This window comes from Cupriavidus sp. JZ107, assembly GCF_053903255.1.
Map to the genome: position 1 here is coordinate 118,895 of NZ_CP096480.1, position 19,911 is coordinate 138,805.

Annotated in this window: 19 protein-coding genes; 13 read left to right on the forward strand and 6 right to left on the reverse strand. The window is 67.0% G+C overall.

Features of this window, described 5'->3' with window-relative positions; all coding sequences use genetic code 11:
- Positions 1 to 84: 84 nt before the first annotated feature.
- Together M1D55_RS00525 and M1D55_RS00530 are read right to left on the reverse strand one after the other, a co-directional pair.
- Positions 85 to 1,200: a branched-chain amino acid ABC transporter substrate-binding protein gene (locus M1D55_RS00525; protein WP_006576582.1), complete on the reverse strand. Its 1,116-nt coding sequence runs from the start codon at positions 1,198 to 1,200 to the stop codon at positions 85 to 87.
- Between the two features lie 420 nt (positions 1,201 to 1,620).
- Complete coding sequence (locus tag M1D55_RS00530; protein ID WP_232205576.1) at positions 1,621 to 2,418, reverse strand: IclR family transcriptional regulator; 798 nt, start codon at positions 2,416 to 2,418, stop codon at positions 1,621 to 1,623.
- A gap of 235 nt (positions 2,419 to 2,653) precedes the next feature.
- Here M1D55_RS00530 and M1D55_RS00535 point away from each other — a divergent pair, with 235 nt between their 5' ends.
- Genes M1D55_RS00535 through M1D55_RS00545 form a run of 3 tightly spaced genes read left to right on the forward strand, consistent with a single transcriptional unit; the run spans position 2,654 to position 5,242 of the window.
- Positions 2,654 to 3,883: a CaiB/BaiF CoA transferase family protein gene (locus M1D55_RS00535; RefSeq protein ID WP_456280795.1), complete on the forward strand. Its 1,230-nt coding sequence runs from the start codon at positions 2,654 to 2,656 to the stop codon at positions 3,881 to 3,883.
- Positions 3,880 to 4,473 (forward strand): cysteine dioxygenase family protein, encoded by a 594-nt coding sequence (locus tag M1D55_RS00540; RefSeq protein ID WP_023263730.1) that lies wholly within the window; start codon positions 3,880 to 3,882, stop codon positions 4,471 to 4,473. The genes M1D55_RS00535 and M1D55_RS00540 overlap by 4 nt, the downstream gene beginning before the upstream one ends.
- Positions 4,466 to 5,242, forward strand: coding sequence for an enoyl-CoA hydratase/isomerase family protein (locus M1D55_RS00545; RefSeq protein WP_456280796.1), 777 nt, complete (start codon positions 4,466 to 4,468; stop codon positions 5,240 to 5,242). The genes M1D55_RS00540 and M1D55_RS00545 overlap by 8 nt, the downstream gene beginning before the upstream one ends.
- Here M1D55_RS00545 and M1D55_RS00550 read toward each other — a convergent pair.
- Positions 5,239 to 6,141, reverse strand: coding sequence for a LysR substrate-binding domain-containing protein (locus tag M1D55_RS00550; protein ID WP_232205573.1), 903 nt, complete (start codon positions 6,139 to 6,141; stop codon positions 5,239 to 5,241). The two genes, M1D55_RS00545 and M1D55_RS00550, sit on opposite strands and share 4 nt — an antisense overlap.
- Positions 6,142 to 6,326: 185 nt before the next feature.
- Here M1D55_RS00550 and M1D55_RS00555 point away from each other — a divergent pair, with 185 nt between their 5' ends.
- A complete protein-coding gene (locus M1D55_RS00555) occupies positions 6,327 to 7,385 on the forward strand; it encodes a DnaJ C-terminal domain-containing protein (protein WP_456280797.1) in 1,059 nt (352 codons plus the stop codon).
- A 46-nt stretch (positions 7,386 to 7,431) separates the two neighbouring features.
- Here M1D55_RS00555 and M1D55_RS00560 read toward each other — a convergent pair whose 3' ends face one another.
- Entirely contained in the window at positions 7,432 to 8,412 is a 981-nt protein-coding gene (locus M1D55_RS00560; protein ID WP_456280798.1) for a tripartite tricarboxylate transporter substrate binding protein, read from the reverse strand.
- A 229-nt stretch (positions 8,413 to 8,641) separates the two neighbouring features.
- On the opposite strand from M1D55_RS00560, the gene M1D55_RS00565 reads away from it, so the two are divergent.
- The 9 genes from M1D55_RS00565 (at position 8,642) to M1D55_RS00605 (ending at position 17,342) form a co-directional block, all read left to right on the forward strand.
- Positions 8,642 to 8,878 (forward strand): hypothetical protein, encoded by a 237-nt coding sequence (locus M1D55_RS00565; protein WP_082928364.1) that lies wholly within the window; start codon positions 8,642 to 8,644, stop codon positions 8,876 to 8,878.
- A gap of 3 nt (positions 8,879 to 8,881) precedes the next feature.
- The gene (locus M1D55_RS00570; RefSeq protein ID WP_082928363.1) at positions 8,882 to 9,472 is read left to right on the forward strand and encodes an AAA family ATPase; all 591 of its coding nucleotides are present in this window, start codon (positions 8,882 to 8,884) and stop codon (positions 9,470 to 9,472) included.
- A 157-nt stretch (positions 9,473 to 9,629) separates the two neighbouring features.
- Positions 9,630 to 11,420 (forward strand): acyl-CoA dehydrogenase family protein, encoded by a 1,791-nt coding sequence (locus tag M1D55_RS00575; protein ID WP_456280799.1) that lies wholly within the window; start codon positions 9,630 to 9,632, stop codon positions 11,418 to 11,420.
- A gap of 159 nt (positions 11,421 to 11,579) precedes the next feature.
- Positions 11,580 to 12,569, forward strand: coding sequence for a Bug family tripartite tricarboxylate transporter substrate binding protein (locus M1D55_RS00580; RefSeq protein ID WP_006576125.1), 990 nt, complete (start codon positions 11,580 to 11,582; stop codon positions 12,567 to 12,569).
- A gap of 48 nt (positions 12,570 to 12,617) precedes the next feature.
- On the forward strand, positions 12,618 to 13,754 hold the full coding sequence (locus tag M1D55_RS00585; RefSeq protein WP_456280800.1) for a CaiB/BaiF CoA transferase family protein: 1,137 nt from the start codon (positions 12,618 to 12,620) through the stop codon (positions 13,752 to 13,754).
- Between the two features lie 124 nt (positions 13,755 to 13,878).
- Positions 13,879 to 14,232, forward strand: coding sequence for a DUF1428 domain-containing protein (locus M1D55_RS00590; protein ID WP_456280801.1), 354 nt, complete (start codon positions 13,879 to 13,881; stop codon positions 14,230 to 14,232).
- 124 nt (positions 14,233 to 14,356) lie between these two features.
- Positions 14,357 to 14,956, forward strand: coding sequence for a TetR/AcrR family transcriptional regulator (locus M1D55_RS00595; RefSeq protein WP_006576122.1), 600 nt, complete (start codon positions 14,357 to 14,359; stop codon positions 14,954 to 14,956).
- Positions 14,957 to 15,172: 216 nt separating this feature from the next.
- On the forward strand, positions 15,173 to 16,141 hold the full coding sequence (locus M1D55_RS00600) for a Bug family tripartite tricarboxylate transporter substrate binding protein (protein ID WP_456280802.1): 969 nt from the start codon (positions 15,173 to 15,175) through the stop codon (positions 16,139 to 16,141).
- A gap of 10 nt (positions 16,142 to 16,151) precedes the next feature.
- Complete coding sequence (locus tag M1D55_RS00605) at positions 16,152 to 17,342, forward strand: M24 family metallopeptidase (protein ID WP_456280803.1); 1,191 nt, start codon at positions 16,152 to 16,154, stop codon at positions 17,340 to 17,342.
- 51 nt (positions 17,343 to 17,393) lie between these two features.
- On the opposite strand, the gene M1D55_RS00610 is transcribed toward M1D55_RS00605, so the two are convergent.
- Positions 17,394 to 17,846, reverse strand: coding sequence for a hypothetical protein (locus M1D55_RS00610; protein ID WP_006576120.1), 453 nt, complete (start codon positions 17,844 to 17,846; stop codon positions 17,394 to 17,396).
- Positions 17,847 to 18,059: 213 nt separating this feature from the next.
- On the reverse strand, positions 18,060 to 19,790 hold the full coding sequence (locus tag M1D55_RS00615; RefSeq protein ID WP_006576119.1) for a lactate permease LctP family transporter: 1,731 nt from the start codon (positions 19,788 to 19,790) through the stop codon (positions 18,060 to 18,062).
- Between the last annotated feature and the right edge of the window lie 121 nt (positions 19,791 to 19,911).

Sequence of the window (19,911 nt, forward strand, 5' to 3'; positions counted from 1 at the left end):
GGAGGGGCGCGACCGAAGCGGCCCGGCATATCAAAACGCCCCGTTCGGTGACGAACGGGGCGTTGGCACGGACCGCGCCGGCGATCAGTTGGCGGCCGTCTTGGTGGCGTCCTTGTGCCAGGTGAAGACGACGAACTTGAACGACTTCAGGTCGCCTTGCGCGTCGTATTCCACCTTGCCGATCGGGGTCTGGAAGGCGTTCTTGTGCATGTACGCCGCGACCTTGGTCGGATCGGTGCTCTTGGCGCCTGCGATCGCGTCGGCGATGATCTTGACGCCCGCGTAGGCCGGCATCTGGAACGGACCGTTCGGATCGCGCTTCTTGTCGGCGAAGGCCTTGACCAGCGCCGCGTTGGCCGGGTCGGCCGAGAAGTCGGCCGGCAGCGTGACCAGCATGCCTTCCGAAGCCGGGCCGGCGATCGCGGTGACGTCCTTGTTGCCGACGCCTTCCGGTCCCATGAACGTCGCCTTGACGCCCTGCTCGCGCGCCTGGCGCAGCAGCAGGCCCATCTCGGGGTGATAGCCGCCGAAGTAGACGAAGTCCACGCCCTGCGACTTCAGCTTGGTGATCACGGCCGAGTAGTCCGAATCGCCGGCGTTGATGCCTTCGAACAGCACCACGGGGATCTTGGCCGCTTCGAGGTCCTTGCGCACCGAGGCGGCGATGCCCTGGCCGTACGACTGCTTGTCGTGCAGCACGGCGACCTTCTTGGGCTTGACCTTGCCGATGATGTACTGCGCGGCGGCCGGACCTTGCTGGTCGTCGCGGCCGATCGTGCGGAAGATCATCTTGCGCTTCTTGCCTTCGGTCAGCTGCGGCGCGGTGGCCGACGGCGTCACCATCACGACGCCTTCGTTCTCGTAAATGTCGGCGGCCGGAATGGTCGAGCCCGAGCAGACGTGGCCGATCACATAGCGGATGTTCTGGCTGACGATTTTGTTGGCGACGGCCACGGCCTGCTTCGGCTCGCAGGCATCGTCCATCAGCACGACTTCGAGCTTGTTGCCGCCGGCGCCGCCGGCAGCGTTGATCTGCTCGATGGCGGTCAGCGCGCCCGCCTTGACCATGTCGCCGTACTGCGCGACCGAGCCGCTCATCGGGCCGGCGATAGCGATCTTGACGGTTTCCGCTTGTGCGACGGCACCGAAGGTGACCAGCGCGGCGGCGAGAGAAAGGGAGGTAAGACGGGAATGCTTCATTGGGAGCTCCTCGATCGTGTTTGTTCGAATCATCCAGGCGCGGGCCTTGGACGTGCGCAAAATCGAAGAACTCCCCGGCGACTTTGACAGGCTGGTCGGGGCGCGCATGCACGACCGCGGCTCAGGCCTGAAAGGGCACTACATGACCACGTTCTTGTTATTGCGCAGGCCAATCGCCCGCCTGCCCTCCGCACCGGTGAGAACTGGGTAAGTCCGTTCGATGTCGGCCAGGTGGCGGCATTATAAGGTGAATCTTGGAGCGGCCTATGCGCGCTGCACCAATCGGGCGCGGTTGTGGCTTCCGCGGAACACTCGTTGCCGCCGACCGGCTCGCCGCGCCCCGCCGATGGGGGGTAAACCCCCGGGAAAACCCGTGTAAAGCCCCTGTAAAGCCGCGGTAAAGCCCTGTCGCGCGGCGCCTCAGTGGCCCGCCGCGACCATGCCCCGAGTGGCCAGCGCGAGCGCGCTGTGCCGGGTGCCGCCGCGCAGGCTCGATGAAATCTCGGCGGCCGCATGCTGGACCATTTCGGCAAAGGTGCGCACCTTCTGCGGCTTGAAGCGCTCCGCCGGCCCGGACAGGCCGACCGCGGCGAACACCTGGCCGTGTCCGTCGACGATCGGCGCGGCGACTCCATGGACCGACTCGCGCCATTCGCCGCGGTTGACCGCATAGCCTTGGCGGCGCACCTTGTCCATCTCCTGCAGGAAGCGCTCCGGTTCGACGATCGAATGGGCGGTGGCGCCCTCCAGCGTGGTCGACATCCGTTGCAGCACGGCCGGCGGCTGGAACGCCAGCATCGCCTTGCCGGTCGCCACGCAGTGCGCCAGTGCACGTCCGCCGATCTGGGTATAGGCGCGGACCGGGTTGGGGCTGTCGATCTTGTGCACGTAGACGACCTCGCCGCGATCGAGCACCGACAGGTGGACGCTTTCGCCGCTGTCTTGCATCAGCCGTTCCATCCAGCCCTCGGCATGGCGGCGCAGGTCGAGCCGGCCCAGCACCGCGGAGCCCAGCTCCCACAGCTTGATCGACGCGCTGTAGGTCGCGGTGCCCTCGTCGCGAATCACATAGCGCAACTCGGTGAGCGCCTGCAGCAGCCGATGGACATTGCTCTTGGCCATGCCGAGCCGGTTCGCGATCTCGGTCAGCCCGAGCGGCCGGTCACTATGGGCCAGCAGCTCGACGATGCCGAGGCCTTTGATCAGGGTGTTGTTCATGGGTTTGGTATTGCTCGGGCTTTCACGCGGGTTTGCCCTCTCCCCACCCCTCTCCCACCAGTGGGAGAGGGGTGGGGAGAGGCAGCGCCACGCCTCCGGTACGCTGTTCTCAAATACGGAACCATTGTCCCGTATTCCGGCACGTCCATATAATGCCCCGCATGCACCGGCGCCCGCAACCCGGCCGCCGGCGCGCCTTCCCGCCAACCGGCGCCATCCCACTGCTGCCATCGTCATGCCCGATCTGAACGAGAAGGATCTGCCGCTCGCCGGCGTCAAGGTATTGGAGTTCTGCACCGTCGCCGCCGGACCGTTCTGCGGCATGCTGCTGGCCGACATGGGCGCCGACGTCGTCAAGATCGAGCCACCCGATGGCGATACGCTGCGGCAATGGCCGCCGATATCGGCCGGCTTCTCGGAAAACTTCGCCTCGCTGAACCGCAACAAGCGCTCGGTCGTGCTGAACCTGAAGCAGCCGGAAGACGTCGCGCTGGCGCGCAAGCTGATGCTCGAGGCCGACGTGGTCGTCGAGAACAACCGGCCCGGCGTGATGGACCGCCTGGGGCTGGGCTATGCGAGCCTGCGCGAGGACCATCCGCGCCTCGTCTACTGCTCGGTGTCGGCCTATGGCCAGAGCGGTCCGCGCGCCACCGAGGGCGGCTTCGACCTGACGATCCAGGCCGCCGCGGGCGTGATCAGCGTGACCGGCGAGCCCGACGGTGCGCCGGTCAAATGCGGCGTGCCGCTGGCCGATTTCGCTTCGGGCCTGTACGGGGCGTTCGCGATCGCCAGCGCGCTGGCTCGCGTGCGCGCCGGCGGCGCCGGCATGCATATCGATGTGCCCATGTATGGCTGCACACTGGGCATCGCCGCGCTGCAGACCAGCGAGTATTTCGGCACCGGCCGCAGCCCGGCCAAGCTCGGCTCGGCGCATCCGCGCAACGCGCCGTACCAGGCGTTCCGCGCCGCCGATGGCTACTTCGCGATCGCGGCCGGCAACCAGAAGCTGTGGCTCGAGGTCGTGCGCGTGGTGCAGATGCCGGAGCTGGCCGACGATCCCCGCTTTGCCACCACGCGCGATCGCGCCGCCAACCAGAGCGCGTTGAAGGAACTGCTGGAGCAGCGCTTTGCCGGCGCCGGCGTCGATCACTGGATCTCGGCCTTCCAGGCCGCCGGCGTGCCGCACGCGCGGATCAACGACTATGCCGCCGCGCTGCAGGACCCGCAGGTCGAACACATGGAATGGGTGCGCCCGCTGACGCTGCCAAGCGGCGTGGCGACGCGGACCTTTGTCTCGCCGCTGCGGCTCGATGGCATGGGTTTGCCGGTGCGCCGGCCTCCGCCGGCGCTCGGCGAGCATACCGAATCGATTCGCGACGCCGATGCCAAGGGCGTCGGGCAAGGGCGAACGCAGCAACAAACGCAGCAACAAACGCAGGAGCAAACGCAGGAGCAAACGCCATGACCCGTACCATCGAACCGCTGCGGACATTCGTTGCCGGCGTCACGTCGCTGATGGAAGGACCCAACCGCGACGAGGCCGCCTTGCTCGACGGCACCCGCCCCTTGTTGCAGGCGCTGGTCGCGCGCGACGACTGGCTTCCGGACGAACTGGCGCAGCCGCATCCGACCTATTACCAGCAATACCTGCTGTACGGCGATCCGCTCGATCGCTTCTCGGTGGTCAGCTTCGTCTGGGGCCCCGGACAGCAGACGCCGGTGCACGACCACACGGTGTGGGGCTGGATCGGCGTGCTGCGCGGCGCGGAAATCGACATCCGTTATCGGCGCGACGATCGGGGCATCCATCAGGATGGCGAGGAAACCCGGCTCGAGGCCGGCCAGGTCGCGGCGGTATCGCCGTCGCTCGGCGACATTCACCGCGTGCGCAACGCCTTCGACGACCGGGTCTCGGTCAGCGTCCACCTGTACGGCGGCAATATCGGCCGCATTCGCCGCCATGTCTTCGACCCGGCAACGGGCGCGCCGAAGGAATTCGTCTCGGGCTATGCCAACCGCTTCGCGCCGAATCTGTGGGCGGCCCCGGATGTCTGACGGCGCGCCGACCGTCGCCGGCACGGCCGAGCCGGTGCTGCTGATCGACCGGCAAGGCGATATCACGCGGCTGACGCTGAACCGCCCACAACGGGGCAATGCCTTGTCGGCCGAGCTGGTGCAGGCCTTGCACGACGCGGTCCTCGCCTGCCAGCGCGACGGCACGCGGCTGCTGCTGCTCGAAGGGGCGGGAAAACACTTCTGCACGGGTTTTGACCTCGGCGACCTCGACAGCGAAACCGACGACACGCTGCTCGCCCGCTTCATCCGCGTCGAGCTGATGCTGCAGGCCATCTACACGGCGCCGTTCACGACCGTGGCGCGGGTCCATGGCCGCGCCATGGGCGCCGGCGCCGATCTGGCTGCGGCGTGCGAACAATGCTGGGTGGCCGACGACGGCCGCTTCGGCTTCCCCGGCGCGGCCTTCGGGCTGGTGCTGGGCACCGCGCGGCTTGCCGGCCGCGTCGGCCCGGCGCTGGCGCGCCAATGGATCGGCGCCGGCGCAACGATCGATGCCGATACCGCGCTCGCTGCCGGACTCGCGACACGCTCCTTCTTGGCGGACGAGCACGGCAAGCCCGACACCGCACTGGAGGCGCTGGCCCGTCAGGCGCGCCGGCTCGACGGCGATACGCAGGCGGCCATCCATGCCGCGTCGCGTGCCGACCGCGGCGAACTTGCCAGGCAGCTCGCCGCGCTGGTCCACTCGGCCGCGCGGCCGGGGCTGCGCGAGCGCATCCGCGCGTATCGCGAGGCGTCGGCCCGCTAGGCCTGCGCCGAACGCTGCCGCGCGGCCGGCGCCGCAAAGATACCGACGAAGCGATCGCGTGCGGGATGGTCCGGCGCCGCCTTCCACACGCAATAGACTTCCGACGGCACGGTGCTGTGCTTCAGCGGCCGGAACGCCGCGCCGGCGAGCGCCGAATGCCGCAAGGCCGCCGGCACCACCGCCACGCCCATCCCCTGCGACACGAGCGACACGACCGACAGCCAGTGCCGGACCTCGTGGCGGATCTGCGGATAGAAGCCCTCGGCCGCGCACATGTCGACGATCCGCGCGTAGTAGTCGGGCGATGCGTTGCGCGAGAACAGCACGAACGTCTCGCCGCGCAGCTCGGTCAGCGCGATGGTGCGTCGGCTCGCGAGCCGATGGGCGGACGGCATGCAGCAGACGAAGGGCTCGCTGTGGATCAGCCGGGTGGCCAGCTCGTCCGGCACGCGGCTCGTGTGGATGAAGCCGACGTCGAGCTGCCCGTGCAGCAGCGCCTCGATCTGTTCCTGCGAGTTGAGCTCGGTCAGCGCGATCTGGATGCCGGGCTGGTCGGCCTCGAACTGCTGCAGCTTCTGGGGCAGCCCGCGGTACAGCATCGACCCGACAAAGCCCACGCGCAGCCTGCCCACCGCACCGGCTTCGATCTGCCGCGCCAGCAACCGCGCCTCCTCTGCCTGCGCCAGCAGCGCGGTCGCCGATTCGCGAAAGGCCCGCCCGGCCGCGGTCAGGCGCACGCCCTTGCTGTCGCGCTCGAACAGCCGGGCGCCGACCGACGCCTCGAGCTGCTGGATATTCAGCGACAGCGGCGGCTGCGAGATCGACAGCCGGCGCGCGGCGCGGCCGAAATGCAACTCGTCGGCCAGCACGAGGAAATAGCGCAGATGGCGAAACTCCATGACAGGGGCGGCGTTCGATGACGCTTCGATGAAGGTGGGACGGGGCGCAAACGCGCTTCGGAAACGGGCCTCATTCTATGCCTACAGTTTCCGCCCGGCATGCCGTTATCCCTTCGATGTGCCGGCTGAACAGGTAGCGCGCCCGCTGCAATGCCGGCTGCGCCAACGGCGAACACAAGGCCCCCGTGACGCACCATGACCACTACCAGACCCTAGGCGTTGCCCCGACGGCCACGGCGGACGAGATCCGGCAGGCGTATCGGCGGCTGGCCATGCGCTGGCATCCGGACCGCAATCCGGACGATCCGCAGGCCGCGGAAGAGCGGTTCAAGCGATTGCAGCATGCGTTCGCGGTGCTCAAGGACGCCGGCCGCCGGATGGCCTACGACGCCGAGCGCGCGGCGCCGCGCGGCGGCTCCGGTCACGGCGGGGGCAATGGCACAGGCAGTGGCGCCGCCAACGGCCGCGGCGCGCATGGCCCACGCCCGGCGCGCGAAGCCTGGCCGCATGGCGGCCCGCGGCGCAACGCGCCGGGCAAGGCCGGCGTCGACTATCTGTGCGAGACCAGCATCGCGCTGGAAACGGCGGTGCTCGGCGGCATGGCCTCGACGCGGGTCAGGATGACGGTCGACTGCCTGCACTGCGATGCGCGCGGCATCCGCATGATGGCCTGCAAACCATGCGGAGGCACGGGCCAAGTGCGGCGCGGCCTGTTCAACGCGTATGGCGCCTGCGAGCGCTGCGCCGGGCGCGGCGTCGAGCCGGCGGCTTGCGATGCCTGCGGCGGCACCGGCAAGGTTCGCGTCGACAAGGCGCTGCGCGTGCAGATCAAGCCGGGCGTGATCGACGGCACCGTGCTGCGCGCCCGCGGCATGGGCGGCCCCGGCATCGACGGCGGTCCCAACGGCAACCTGATGTGCAAGGTGCGGGTGCGCAAGGACCGCGTGTTCGGCGTCGATGGGCTGGACCTGACGCGCGAGCTGAAGATCGACTTCGTGCTGGCCTGCCTCGGCGGCCGCGTGCCGGTGGTGCGGTTTCGCAAGACGGTGATGGCCGAGATCCCGGCGATGACGCGCAGCGGCACCGTGATCCGCGTGCGCGGCATGGGCCTGCACGATCGCGCCAAACAAAAGACTGGCGACCTGCTGCTGACGGTCGCCATCGACCTGCCGTCGCGGCTGCGCACGCTGACCGAGCCGCAGCAGACGCTGCTGCGAGAACTCGGCCGCGGTGCGGGCGAATGAACCGCAATGAACCGCGAATGAACCGCCAATGAACCGGCAATGAACCTTATTGGTTCTTCATCGCCTCGGCCAGCCGCCGGATGATCGCCCCCTCGCTCTTGAAGGCCTTCTGCGCATAAGCGGTGTACTGCTCGGGGCCCATGTAGTTGGTCGACATGCCGTACTGCTGCGTCACCGCGAGCAGCTTCGGGTCCTTCAACGCATTGCGGAACGCGGTGTCGAGCTTCTTCACGACGTCGGGCTTCATGCCGGCGGGACCGACGATGCCGAACGGCGAATTGGACCAGACCGGATAGCCGATTTCCTTGAGCGTCGGCGCATCGGGGAAGTCCGGTGCCCGCTTTTCCGACAGCACCGCCAGCACGCGCAACTGGCCGTTCTTCACATACGGCAGCAGCGTGTTGGTCAGCATCGCCACGTCGCACTGGCCGCCGAGCAGCGAGGTGATGGCCTCGGCGTCGCCCTTGTAGGGAACATGCGTCCAGTTCGATTGCGTGATGCGCGCCAGTTCCGAGATCGTCAGATGCTGGCTGCCGTAGATGCCGGTAGTGCCGTAGGTGATGCCGCGGCTCGACGCCTTGGCCTCGGCCACCAGCTCCTGCATGGTCTTCCACTTGGCGTCGGTGCGCACCGCGACCGCGAAGTTGTAGTCCGCGATCATCGAGATATAGGTCAGGTCCTTCAGCGGGTCATAGCGCATCTTCTGCACGTGCGGCAGGCGGAAGATCACCACCGGCGCCATCGTCAGCGTGTAGCCGTCGGGCTCGCTGGTGGCCATCTGCGTCGCGCCCAGCGTGCCGCTGACGCCGGGCTTGTTCTCGACGATGATCGATTGGCCAAGCTCGCGCCCCGCCGCATCGGCCAGCGCCCGCCCGATCTGGTCGGTAATGCCGCCGGCGCCATAGGGCACGATCAGCTTGAGGGGGCGGGTGGGAAAGTCTTCGGCGTGCAGGCGTCCGACCGGCATCCCGGCCACGCCCGCCACCCATGCCGCGCCGGCGAGGCGCAGGATCTGGCGTCGTTGCATGTTGTCTCCTTTGTATGGTGTCGATGCGAGGGTCTCGATACGACGGCCAGGCTGTCCCGCCCGGCTCGCACGGCTGCGCCGTGGCGGGACAGTATGCAACGCGTTGCGCATTGGTAGTGGGGGAGGGCGGGTATTTCCCTAGCTGCCACGGTGTGCTCGAGTCGCGCAAAACACTGCAGTGCCCTGTGCGAAAATAAGCTTCTCTAGCGTCTGGCGTGAAGGAGGCAGCATGCGTCCCGTCTCAATAAAGCCTGTTTCGGATGTCTTCAGTACATCGGCGGATTTCGAAAAGGCCATCGCAACGCAAGGTGAAGCTGCGGCTCACAAGCACTTGGCAGAGGGGCGCCCCGTTTACTATGCCAAGCCCGAGTACCCTGGTTTCCTGGTCAAGAAGAACCCGGACGGTAGCGAGCAGCTGGTGCGAGTGGATTCGCACGGCAATATTTCGGTCGTACGCGGGCTTTGAGCCATGCCACAACTGTGGGTCATCGGAGGACCGAACGGGGCTGGCAAGACAACCGTTGCTGACCGCTGGTTTGCCGACCGCATTCCCGTGGTGTCGCCAGATTCCATTGCTGCTCGGCTTGGCGTCACTGCGGTCCAGGCAGGGAAACTTGCCATTGGAGAGCAAGAGAAGCACCTTGCGGAACAGCAATCGTTCGCCGTCGACACGACGTTCTCGGGCAAGCGCGAACTCGCGCTGATGCGGGCCGCCAAAGCCGCCGGCTACAAGGTCAACCTGATCTTCATCGGCGTCCCGGAACCCGGTCTCTGCATGGCGAGAATAGCGCAGCGTGTCGCAGACGGTGGACACTGGGTTCCTCCCGACGATGTTCGACGCCGCCACTCAAGAAGCTTGGCCAATTTTGGAGAAGGCTTCGCCATTGCCGACCGGACGTTTGTGCTGGATAACGCTGCGCTTCGTCCGCGACTGATCCTCTCGTGGGAAAACGGACGAATCCGACAGCACTCATGCCGTATACCGCAATGGGCACTCAGCGCTTTTCCGGCCGATCTGCTTGGCCGGCTGCATGTGCCTGACTCCGACAACACGCCGTGAGACCGTCATGGCGGGAGCAAACTGACCGGCCATCCATACAAAAAACATATCGTTCAAGCCATTCTTAGTATTGGACGCAAATCGCCGTCTCCTCCAACATTCCATCATCCAGCCGGCCGCGTTCCGGCGGACCGAGAAGTGGGAAGAGGAGACAAGCATGCCGAGCAGCGCCGTCCGTCAGGACGTTTCATCGCAACCCGACGTCGCGGCGACGCCGCCGCTGCATCCGGTGCCCGATCAGCATGGCGTCAATCTATTTGCCAGCGATCCTGATCTGCGCGCGCTGCTGCCGCTGTATCTGCCGGCGGACTTGTACCAGCATCTGTTGCCGCATCTGGATCGCATGGGCGCGCTGGCCGGCGGCGTGCTCGATGCACTGGCCAATACCGCCGACCACCATCCGCCCACGCTGACGCACCGCACGCGCACCGGTATCGATGCGCAGCGCATCGACAAGCATCCTGCCTATGTCGAGCTCGAACGCGTGGCCTTTGCCGAGTTCGGGCTGGCGGCGGTATCGCATCGCGGTGGCGTGCTGGGCTGGCCGCAGGCGATGCCGGCGGCGGCCAAGTACGCGCTGACCTATCTGTTCGTGCAGGCGGAGTTCGGCCTGTGCTGCCCGCTGTCGATGACCGATTCGCTGACGCGCACGCTGCGCAAGTTCGGCGATCCGGCGCTGGTCGAGCGCTTCCTGCCGAACCTGACCACGCAGGTGTTCGAGGACCTGTACCAGGGCGCGATGTTCATGACCGAACAGGGCGCGGGCTCCGATGTGGCGGCCACCGCCACGCGCGCGATCCCCGATCCCGAGGCGCAGGGCGGCTGGCGACTGATCGGGGACAAGTGGTTCTGCTCGAATCCCGATGCCGAGCTGGCGATGGTGCTGGCGCGTCCGGATGGGGCGCCGGATGGCATCAAGGGCGTGTCGCTGTTCCTGCTGCCGCGCCGGCTCGCCGATGGCAGCCCGAACCACTATCGGATCATCCGCTTGAAGGACAAGCTCGGCACGCGCTCGATGGCGAGCGGCGAGATCCGCCTCGAAGGCGCGCATGCGTGGCTGGTCGGCGAGCCGGGACGCGGCTTCGTGCAGATGGCGGACATGATCAACAATTCGCGGCTGTCCAACGGCGTGCGCGCCGCCGGACTGATGCGCCGGGCGTTGTCCGAAGGACTGTTCATCGCGCGGGAGCGCCGTGCGTTCGGCAAGCGGCTGATCGACATGCCCCTGATGCGCCGCCAGTTACTGAAGCTGACGCTGCCGACCGAGCAGGCCCGCACGATGGTGTTCCAGACTGCCGAGGCGCTGCGCCGGGCCGATGCGGGCGAGACCGAGGCCTATCCGCTGATGCGCATCCTGACGCCGCTGATCAAGTTTCGCGCCTGCCGCGACGCGCGCAAGGTCACCGGCGATGCGATGGAGATCCGCGGGGGCTGTGGCTACATCGAGGAATGGAGCGACCCACGGCTGGTGCGCGACGCCCACCTGGGCTCGATCTGGGAAGGCACCAGCAATATCGTCGCGCTCGACGTGCTGCGGGCGATCCGGCGCGAGGGTGCACTGCCAGTGCTGCGGGCCCATCTACAGCAGCTGTTGGCGCAGACGCCGCTGCACGCCAATGCCCGTGTGGCGTTCGAAGGCGCGCTGGAACGAGCCTGCACGCTGGCGGCCGACGCCGCCCAGGCCGATGCCGCGGGCGATGTGCTCGCGCGCCAGGCCGCATCCGCGCTGTACCACGTGACCAGCGCGGTGGCGATGGCCTGGGAAGCGGGACGCATCGGCTCGGTGCGCCGCATGCGTCTGGCCCAGCTGGTGCTGATCCACCGTGTGCTGCCGCGCGACCCACTGGCGGGCGGCGCCGAACCCGATTGGCTGGCCGACACCGTGGCACCCCCGGCCGAAGGCGCGGTGCAGCCTGCCGGCGAGGTCGATCAGGTCGACCTGTTCTGAAGACACGCGGACCTACCCGCGGCGAGGCGCATGCCGTCGCGGCCGGTCCTGCGCAATGAGCAACGCGACAAGCCACGCAACAAGCAACCGAACAAGCAACCCCACAAGCGCCCGGGACGATGAATCCCGACGGCGCATGGCCCGACAAGGAGACATGAGATGACCCCCTGGCAACGCATCGCGGCGATCGCCGCCGTTTCCACGCTGACGCTGTGCGCCGGCATCGCGCCCGCCTTCGCGCAGAAGGACTATCCGTCCAAGCCGATCATGATGGTGGTGACCTACCCGCCGGGCGGTCCGACCGACGCGATGGCGCGCACGCTGGCGGCCTCGCTGAAGAACACGCTCGGCCAGCCGGTGGTGGTCGAGAACCGCGCCGGCGCCGGCGGCAATATCGGCGCGGAAGCCGTCGCGCGCGCCGAGCCCGACGGCTACACGCTGATGTTCGGCACGTCGGCGCCGCTGGCGATCAATGTCAGCCTCTATCGCAAGATCAACTACGACCCGGTCAAGAGCTTCACGCCGGTGATCCAGATCGGCCATCTGCCGAATGTGCTGGTCGTCAATCCGTCGGTGCCGGCGAAGAACGTCCGCGAGCTGATCGCCTATGCCAAGGCCAATCCCGGCAAGCTGACCTATGCGTCGTCGGGCAACGGCGCCTCATCGCACCTGGCCGGCGTGCTGTTCAACAACCTGGCGGGCACCGATTTCCAGCACATTCCGTACAAGGGCACCGGTCCGGCGCTGAACGATCTGCTGGGCGGCCAGGTCAGCATGACCTTTACCGACGTGCTGACCGCGCTGCCCTTCATCAAGAGCGGCAAGCTGCGCGCGCTCGGCGTGACGACCAGCGAGCGCTCGCAGGCGCTGCCCGATGTGCCGACGGTTGCCGAGCAGGGCGTCGCCGGCTTCGACGTATCGGTGTTCTTCGGCGTGGTCGCACCGGCCGGCACGCCGAAAGAGGTCATCGGCAAGCTGAATTCGGCCTTTGCCGACGCACTGAAGCAGCCGGAGGTCCGCAAGACGCTGCAGGGACAGGGGCTCGAGTTCGCGCCGTCGACCAAGCCCGAGCAACTGGGCGGCTTTATCAAGGCCGAGGTCGGCAAGTGGCGCGCGGTGGTGCAGAAGTCCGGTGCGCAGCTCGACTGACCGGAATCGACGACGATGCCGACGATGGCAACGAGCCAGGGAAATTCGATGACGCAAGCAAGCACCGGCGCGCTCGCCGGCATCCGGGTGGTCGACCTGTCGCGCATCCTGGGCGGCCCTTACTGCGGGCAGATCCTCGGCGACCACGGCGCCGATGTGCTGAAGATCGAGCCGCCGCAGGGCGACGACACGCGGACCTGGGGCCCGCCGTTCAAGGACGGCGTGGCTTCCTACTACTTTGGCCTGAATCGCAACAAGCGCGTGATGCGGCTCGATCTGGCGGCGCCGTCCGAGCGCGAGGTATTGCTCGCGCTGCTGGCCGACGCCGATGTGCTGATCGAGAACTTCAAGACGGGCACCATGGAGAAATGGGGCCTGGGCTACGAGGCGCTGTCGGTGCGCTTCCCGCGCCTGGTGCACTGCCGTGTGTCGGGCTTCGGCGCCGACGGGCCGCTGGGCGGCCTGCCGGGCTACGATGCCGCGATCCAGGCGATGGCAGGCATCATGAGCATCAACGGCGAGGCGAACGGCGAGGCACTGCGCGTCGGCTTGCCCGTGGTCGACATGGTGACCGGGCTGAACGCCGCGCTGGGCGTGCTGCTGGCGTTGCAGGAACGGGAGCGCAGCGGCCGCGGCCAGTTCGTCGAGGCCGCGCTGTATGACTCGGGCCTGTCGCTGCTGCATCCGCACGCGGCCAACTGGTTCATGAGCGGCAAGGCGCCGCGGCGCACGGGCAATGCCCATCCAAACATCTATCCGTATGACACGGTGGCGACCGCCACCGACCCGATCTTCCTGGCGGTCGGCAACGACCGGCAGTTCCGCATCCTGTGCCAGCAGCTTGGCGTGCCCGCGCTGGCCGACGACGCGCGCTATGCGACGGCCGGGGCACGCTCGGTCAATCGGTCCGCGCTGAAGGCCGAGCTGGAGGCGCAGTTGAGCACGCGCGACGGCAAGGCGCTGGCCGATACGCTGGTGCAGGCCGGCGTGCCCTGCGCTCCGGTGTTGTCGGTGCCCGATGCCTTGCAGCATGCGCACACCGCGCATCGCGAGATGGTGGTCGAGATGGAAGGCGGCTACCGGGGTTTGGGCGCGCCTGTGAAGCTGTCGCGCACGCCGGCGACCTATCGTTTCGCGCCGCTGGCCGAGGGCGACGCCTTCCTACCGCGGGAGGGGGAGGGCTAGCCTGCTGTCCACTTTGGACATGGCGGATCTTGGGCTATGGTAACGAGACGCATTCCGAGCGAGAGGCAGCGCCAGCTGGCGCAGACCCGACCGCCGGTGCCGATCGATTCCCAAGGAGACCACCATGTCCTATGTCGACGGTTTTGTCATTGCCGTGCCCACCGCCAACCGCGAGGCCTACCGCGAAATGGCGCAAAAGGCCGCGCACGTGTTCAAGGAGTACGGCGCCCTCCGGGTGTTCGAATGCTGGGGCGACGATGTGCCCGAGGGCAAGGTCACGTCGTTCACGATGGCGGTGCAGCGCAAGGACGACGAGTCCGTGGTGTTCTCGTGGATCGAGTGGCCGTCCCGCGAGAAGCGGGACGAGGGCATGAAGGCGTCAATGGCCGATCCGCGGCTGGCGGAGGACATGAAGAACATGCCTTTCGACGCGCAGCGGATGATCTACGGCGGCTTCGAGACGATCGTCCAGGCCTGAGCGTCCTGCCGGCTTGCGCGCTCACGCGCAGTGCCGGAATTTTCGCCGGTAGCGAGGCGGACCGCGGCTAGAATCGCGGTTCGCGACGCCCTCGCGTCGTTGTCCCGCATACCGACCGCCACCCATGCCGACCAAGAAGCCCGACGCCAGCGCACGCGCGAACAGCGAGCAAGCCCTTCAACTCCTCGACGCTGCCACCGAACACGTGCTGACCCATGGCCTTGGCGACCTGTCGCTGCGAAGCGTGGCCGAGGCCCTGGGCACCAGCCACCGCATGCTGATCTACTACTTCGGCTCGGCGGACGGCTTCTGGCAGGCGCTGCTGCATCGCATCCGCCATGCCGAACAGCAGGCGCGACATCATGCGCTGGCCGAGGGCACGGATCCGAAGTCAGCGCTGGTTGCCGCCTGGCAACGATACTCGGCATCGAACTACCTGCCGATCATGCAGCTGGTGTTCGAGATCTACGGCCGTGCCATTCGCGACCGCGAACGCTTCAGCGGCTTTCTCGAGGATGTCATCGGCAGCTGGACCGGCATGCTTGCCGAACGCTTCGAACGCAGCCTCGGCATGAGCCGAAGCGAAGCGAAGCTGCTGGCCCGCGTCGAAGTGGCGACGATCCGCGGGCTGCTGCTCGATCTGGTCACCACCGGCGACCGCAAGGGCACCACTGCCGCGATCGAATATTTCGCCGAAATGATGACGCGGCCGCGCCAGCGATGATCCGCCGACTACCCTTGCTTTCCCTGCATTCCAGCCGCTGAGTTCGCGCCGTAATCCGCGCTGGAATCCGCGCGATTCTTCGCGCGATTGTTCGCGTATACCCTCGCTACACCGATCCGTGTACCACGTGGTACATTTCGACTCGATTCGGCCGACGGCTGCGGCGGCCGAACGACATCCCGAGCGGGACGAATCGACGAAACGGTGAGTGCAGGAATGAAACGGCGAACACTTTTGGGCTGGACTGCGGGTGCAGTGCTGGCCGCCACGCTGCCCGGTATCGCGCAGGCGGAAAACTATCCCTCGAGGCCGGTCCGGCTGGTGGTGCCCCAGGCCGGCGGAACGGGCAACGACGTGCTGGCGCGGGCGCTGGCGGAACGGCTGGGACATGCCTGGAAGCAGGCGGTGGTGGTCGAGAACAAGCCAGGCGCGAACGGCACGCTTGCGATCAGCTACGTGCTGTCGCAGCCCGCCGACGGCTACACGCTGTTCTTTGCCGGCGTGTCGAACCTGAGCTTCAACCCGCATCTGTATCCGAAGCTGCCGTACAACCCGTCGAAGGATCTGGTGGGCGTCGCCATGCTGGCGAACTCGCCGTTCGTCTTCGTCGCCGCGCCGTCGCTGAAGGTCAAGACCTTGCAGGAGTTCGTGCAGATGGCGAAGGCGCGTCCCGGCGAGATCAGCTTCGCGTCGGGCGGCGTCGGCAATTCCACGCATCTGGCAATGGAACTGGTCGCCGAAAAGGCGGGAATCAAGCTGCAGCACGTTCCGTTCAATGGGCCGGGCGGCGCCACCAGCCTGATGAACGGCCAGACGCCGGTGATGATGAACGTGGTGGCCGGCGTGCACGCAAACATCGTCGGGCAGAAGCTGGTGCCGCTCGCCGTCACCGGCGACAAGCGTCTCGCCGCGTTGCCCAACGTGCCGACCTTCAAGGAGCTGGGCTATGACGTCGCGGTGCCGGGCTGGTACGCCATCGTCGCCAAGACCGGCACGCCGGCGGCGCTGGTGCAAAAGATCAACGCCGACATCAATCAGGCACTGGACGACCCGCAATTGAAGGAGAAGCTGGCGTTCCAGTTCCTCGAACCGATCAAGGGACCCTCAACGGAGGTCGAGCGCCACATGAAGCGCGACTCTGAAGCCTGGGGTCCGGTCATCCGCAAACTCGGCATTTCTCTTTGATCACGACGCCATGCCTCATCTGACAAAAGCCGTCCACGAATATCGACTCGCGTCGATGCGCAAGCTGATGGACCGACTGCGCGTCGATGCGCTGGTCTTCGGCACGCCCGACTTCTTTCAATTCGCGACCAACTTCCAGCTGGACGTATGGCCCTGGGAACGGCCGGTCTTCGTCGTCGTTCCGCGCAACGGCGACACCTTTGCGGTGATGAACGAGCTGTCGACGAACCATATGCGCTTCGCCACCGAAAAGGGGAAGGTGTGGTTGTCGGATATCACCTATTACGCCGAGCACCCGCGTGTCTCCAATCGCCTGCCGCTTGCGCCGCAGCTGTCCGAGGTCGTGGCGGCGCTGCTGGCGCAGAAGGGCCTGGGCATGTCCCGCATCGCAGTGGACGTCGCCCACCCCATCCTCACGGCGGCGCAGCGCTATCTGCCCGAGATGACGCTGCGGCCCGCGATGGGTGAGATGCGCAGCCTGCGGTGGGTCAAGCATGCCGAGGAACAGCAGGTCATGCGCGAACTCGGTGCACTGACGGACTGGGTGCAGGACCGGTACCGCGAGAACATTCGCGCCGGTCGGCTGGTCCAGGAGCTCGATCACGCGATGGCGGCCCTGATGGTCGAGGAAGCCGCGCGCCGCTTCCCCGGCGAGGACTTCGACATCCTGAAGTGCTGGACGCTGTCCGGCCCCGCCTCCGCCTCCCCGCATGGCGACGGCGCGGCCTGCGGCGCGCGCATTTCGGCGGGCGACACCATCGTCAACCTGGTGCTGCCGCGTTTGAATGGACTATACGTCGAGAACGAACGGACCTGGTTCTGCGGCAAGCCGACGGACCAGCAGGCGCGCCTGTATTCCGTCGCGGCCGAAGCCACCGATGCCGCGGTCGAGGCGGCGGTGCTGGGCAAACGCGTCTGCGACATGGATGCCGCGGCATTGCAGGTGATCGAGCGGGCCGACTGCGCGCAATACGTCTTTCACCGGACCGGCCATGCCGTTGGCCTGATGCTGCATGAGTATCCGGAAGACATGGCGTTCAATACGCGGCCGTTGCTGGCAGGGGAGGTGTATTCCGCCGAGCCGGGTCTTTATGTCTATGGACTTGGTGGCTTCCGCCTCGACGATACGGTGATCGTGGGCGAGCGGCCGGAGGTCATCGTCAAGACGCCGAAGACGTTGGCTTACGCGACGGTGGCGTAGCGCAACGCGGCAGGATTGGCCATCCGCCGTCATGCGAATGGCCCGAGGCAACTATTTGCTGAGCAGGCGGTCGAGCTTGGCGTCCACTTGTTGGAGGCGCATATCGATTGCGCCGACTCGAACCTCGAGCGCGCCCAGCCGGGCTTCCACTGCGTCAAGTCTGGCGCCGAAGCGATCCAGCCTCTTGTCGACTGCATCGAGCCGGCCCGTCAGCCGCTTGTCCATTTCGATAAGCTGGGCCTGCAACGGTGCGGTGTTCTTGTCGACCTTGTCTTGCATGTTGGAGCTTTGGAAGCTCATCACCGAGATGACGAGCGCGATCCCACTGCCGACGGACGAGAACACGCCCCACGGGGGAATGATTACCCCCACCTGCTTGCGGATCAGTTGAAGCGCGTCGTGTCGGGACAGCGCGTCGTCGCGGCGTCGATGGGGCTTGGGGCGAGGGGGGGCGGCTTGCATCGCATCGTGATCGGTAACGTTCGGGTCCGGGGTGGTGATCATGGTCTTCGTCCATCGAGATAAGAAGGGCGGCATCGGTCGGCGAGGCGTGGGACAAGGATCAACGTCCTTGCCGCCACACCACTCGACTGATGCCGCACTATCCCACCTCAGGATTTGCCCGGCTTTCGCTTTTCTCCGACGTCCATCGAAGAGCGTGCACACGATCCCGACACATTCCCTTCGCTGGCGCGACGCCCCGCGCTCGCCTGGCGATCAACCCGGAATCATGCCCGTCAGCCAATACGCCTGCACCATCGTGATGATCCCGACGATCACCGCGAACAGCAGGCTGTGCTTGACCGTGAAGCGGAACAGCTCCGACTCGCGGCCAACCAGTCCGGTTGCCGCGCAGGCCACCGCGATCGACTGCGGCGAGATCATCTTGCCGGTCACGCCGCCGGTGGTATTGGCGGCCACCAGCAGCGTGTCCGAGACGCCGATCTGATGCGCGGTCGTGCTCTGCAGCGAGCAGAACAGCGCGTTCGACGAGGTATCCGAGCCGGTCAGGAAGACGCCGAGCCAGCCGAGGAACGGCGAGAAGAAGGGGAAGGCCGCACCGGTGCCGGCCAGCAGCAGCGCCAGCGTCGACGACATGCCCGAGTAGTTGGCGACGAAGGCGAAGGCCAGTACCAGTCCGATCGACAGGATGGGTCGGCGCAGCTCGAGCAGCGTCTCGCCGAAGGTCGCCAGCAGCGTGCGCGGCGACATGCGCAGCAACACGGCGGAGATCAGGGCGGTAAGCAGGATCGCGGTGCCGACGGCGGACAGCAGGTCGATCTTCAGCACCGCGTCGTAGGCCTTGGGCTCGGCGACGATCGGCGCGGTCTTGACGACCAGCTTGTCGAGCCAGGGCACCGGGAACTTCAGCACAGTGCCGGCCAGCGCGCCCCCGGAGGCGAACAGTGCCTTGAACGGCTGCAGGCTCCAGACCGTGACGATGGCGGTCAGGATGCCGAACGGCGCCCAGGCGCGCACCGTCTGGGCAAGTGTGTACGGCGAAGCCTTGCGCGCGTTGCGCTCGTTGGCCGTGCCGATCGCGGGAAAACCGCCCATATCGCCGAAGCCGCCGAGCGCAGCGGCGCCACCGTGGCCGGCTCGCAGCGATGCGCCGGCGGCACGCGCCGCGCTGCGCGGTTGCCAGACCTTCAGGAAGGCCGACAGCGACACCAGGCTGACCAGGGCCGAGGTGATGTCGGGCAGTTCGGGACCGATATGGTTGGCGGTGAAGTACTGCGTCACGGCAAAGCTGCCGCCGGTGACCAGCGCGGCCGGCCAGGTCTCGCGCACACCCTTGACGCCGTCCATCATGAACACCAGCCAGAACGGTACCGCCAGCGACAGCAGCGGCAATTGCCTGCCGGCCATCGCGCCGATATGGAAGGGGTCGATGCCGGTGACCTGTCCGGCCACGATGATCGGGATGCCCATCGCGCCGAAGGCCACCGGCGCGGTATTGGCGATCAGGCACAGACCCGCGGCGTAGAGCGGATTGAAGCCCAGGCCGACCAGCAACGCGGCGGTGATCGCCACCGGCGCGCCAAAACCGGCCGCGCCTTCGAGGAAGGCGCCGAAGGCAAAGCCGATCAGCAGCACCTGCAGACGCTGGTCATCGGTGATCGCCAGCACCGAAGCGCGGATCACGTCGAACTGGCCGGTCTTGACGACGATCTTGTACAGGAACACCGCGGTGACGATGATCCAGGCGATCGGCCACAGGCCGTACAGGAAGCCGTAGCCCGCCGAGGCGAGCGCCTGCGGCACGGGCATGCCATAGCCTGCAATGGCCACGGCCAGCGCGAGCGCCAGCGTGATCGCGGCGGCCACATGGCCCTTCATGCGCAGCAGCGCCAGCGCGACGAAGAAGAACAGGATGGGAATGGCGGCCGCCAGCGAGGACAGCCACAGGCTGCCAAGCGGCGTATAGACCTGTTGCCAGGTTTGCATATCGGTCTCCTCCGAGGGATGCGAGTCTAGAAAGGGAAATTGGATTTGGCGAAGTGGCCGAGCACGTCTCGGTCACCATCGCGTCGTTCCCGCGAACGCGGGAATCCGGCGTCTTCGGAAG

Coding starts and splice junctions, on each gene's coding strand:
- M1D55_RS00525 (WP_006576582.1), bottom strand. CDS start 1,200: ATGAAGCATTCCCGTCTTACCTCCCTTTCTCTCGCCGCCGCGCTGGTC.
- M1D55_RS00530 (WP_232205576.1), bottom strand. CDS start 2,418: ATGAACAACACCCTGATCAAAGGCCTCGGCATCGTCGAGCTGCTGGCC.
- M1D55_RS00535 (WP_456280795.1), top strand. CDS start 2,654: ATGCCCGATCTGAACGAGAAGGATCTGCCGCTCGCCGGCGTCAAGGTA.
- M1D55_RS00540 (WP_023263730.1), top strand. CDS start 3,880: ATGACCCGTACCATCGAACCGCTGCGGACATTCGTTGCCGGCGTCACG.
- M1D55_RS00545 (WP_456280796.1), top strand. CDS start 4,466: ATGTCTGACGGCGCGCCGACCGTCGCCGGCACGGCCGAGCCGGTGCTG.
- M1D55_RS00550 (WP_232205573.1), bottom strand. CDS start 6,141: ATGGAGTTTCGCCATCTGCGCTATTTCCTCGTGCTGGCCGACGAGTTG.
- M1D55_RS00560 (WP_456280798.1), bottom strand. CDS start 8,412: ATGCAACGACGCCAGATCCTGCGCCTCGCCGGCGCGGCATGGGTGGCG.
- M1D55_RS00565 (WP_082928364.1), top strand. CDS start 8,642: ATGCGTCCCGTCTCAATAAAGCCTGTTTCGGATGTCTTCAGTACATCG.
- M1D55_RS00570 (WP_082928363.1), top strand. CDS start 8,882: ATGCCACAACTGTGGGTCATCGGAGGACCGAACGGGGCTGGCAAGACA.
- M1D55_RS00575 (WP_456280799.1), top strand. CDS start 9,630: ATGCCGAGCAGCGCCGTCCGTCAGGACGTTTCATCGCAACCCGACGTC.
- M1D55_RS00580 (WP_006576125.1), top strand. CDS start 11,580: ATGACCCCCTGGCAACGCATCGCGGCGATCGCCGCCGTTTCCACGCTG.
- M1D55_RS00585 (WP_456280800.1), top strand. CDS start 12,618: ATGACGCAAGCAAGCACCGGCGCGCTCGCCGGCATCCGGGTGGTCGAC.
- M1D55_RS00590 (WP_456280801.1), top strand. CDS start 13,879: ATGTCCTATGTCGACGGTTTTGTCATTGCCGTGCCCACCGCCAACCGC.
- M1D55_RS00595 (WP_006576122.1), top strand. CDS start 14,357: ATGCCGACCAAGAAGCCCGACGCCAGCGCACGCGCGAACAGCGAGCAA.
- M1D55_RS00600 (WP_456280802.1), top strand. CDS start 15,173: ATGAAACGGCGAACACTTTTGGGCTGGACTGCGGGTGCAGTGCTGGCC.
- M1D55_RS00605 (WP_456280803.1), top strand. CDS start 16,152: ATGCCTCATCTGACAAAAGCCGTCCACGAATATCGACTCGCGTCGATG.
- M1D55_RS00610 (WP_006576120.1), bottom strand. CDS start 17,846: ATGATCACCACCCCGGACCCGAACGTTACCGATCACGATGCGATGCAA.
- M1D55_RS00615 (WP_006576119.1), bottom strand. CDS start 19,790: ATGCAAACCTGGCAACAGGTCTATACGCCGCTTGGCAGCCTGTGGCTG.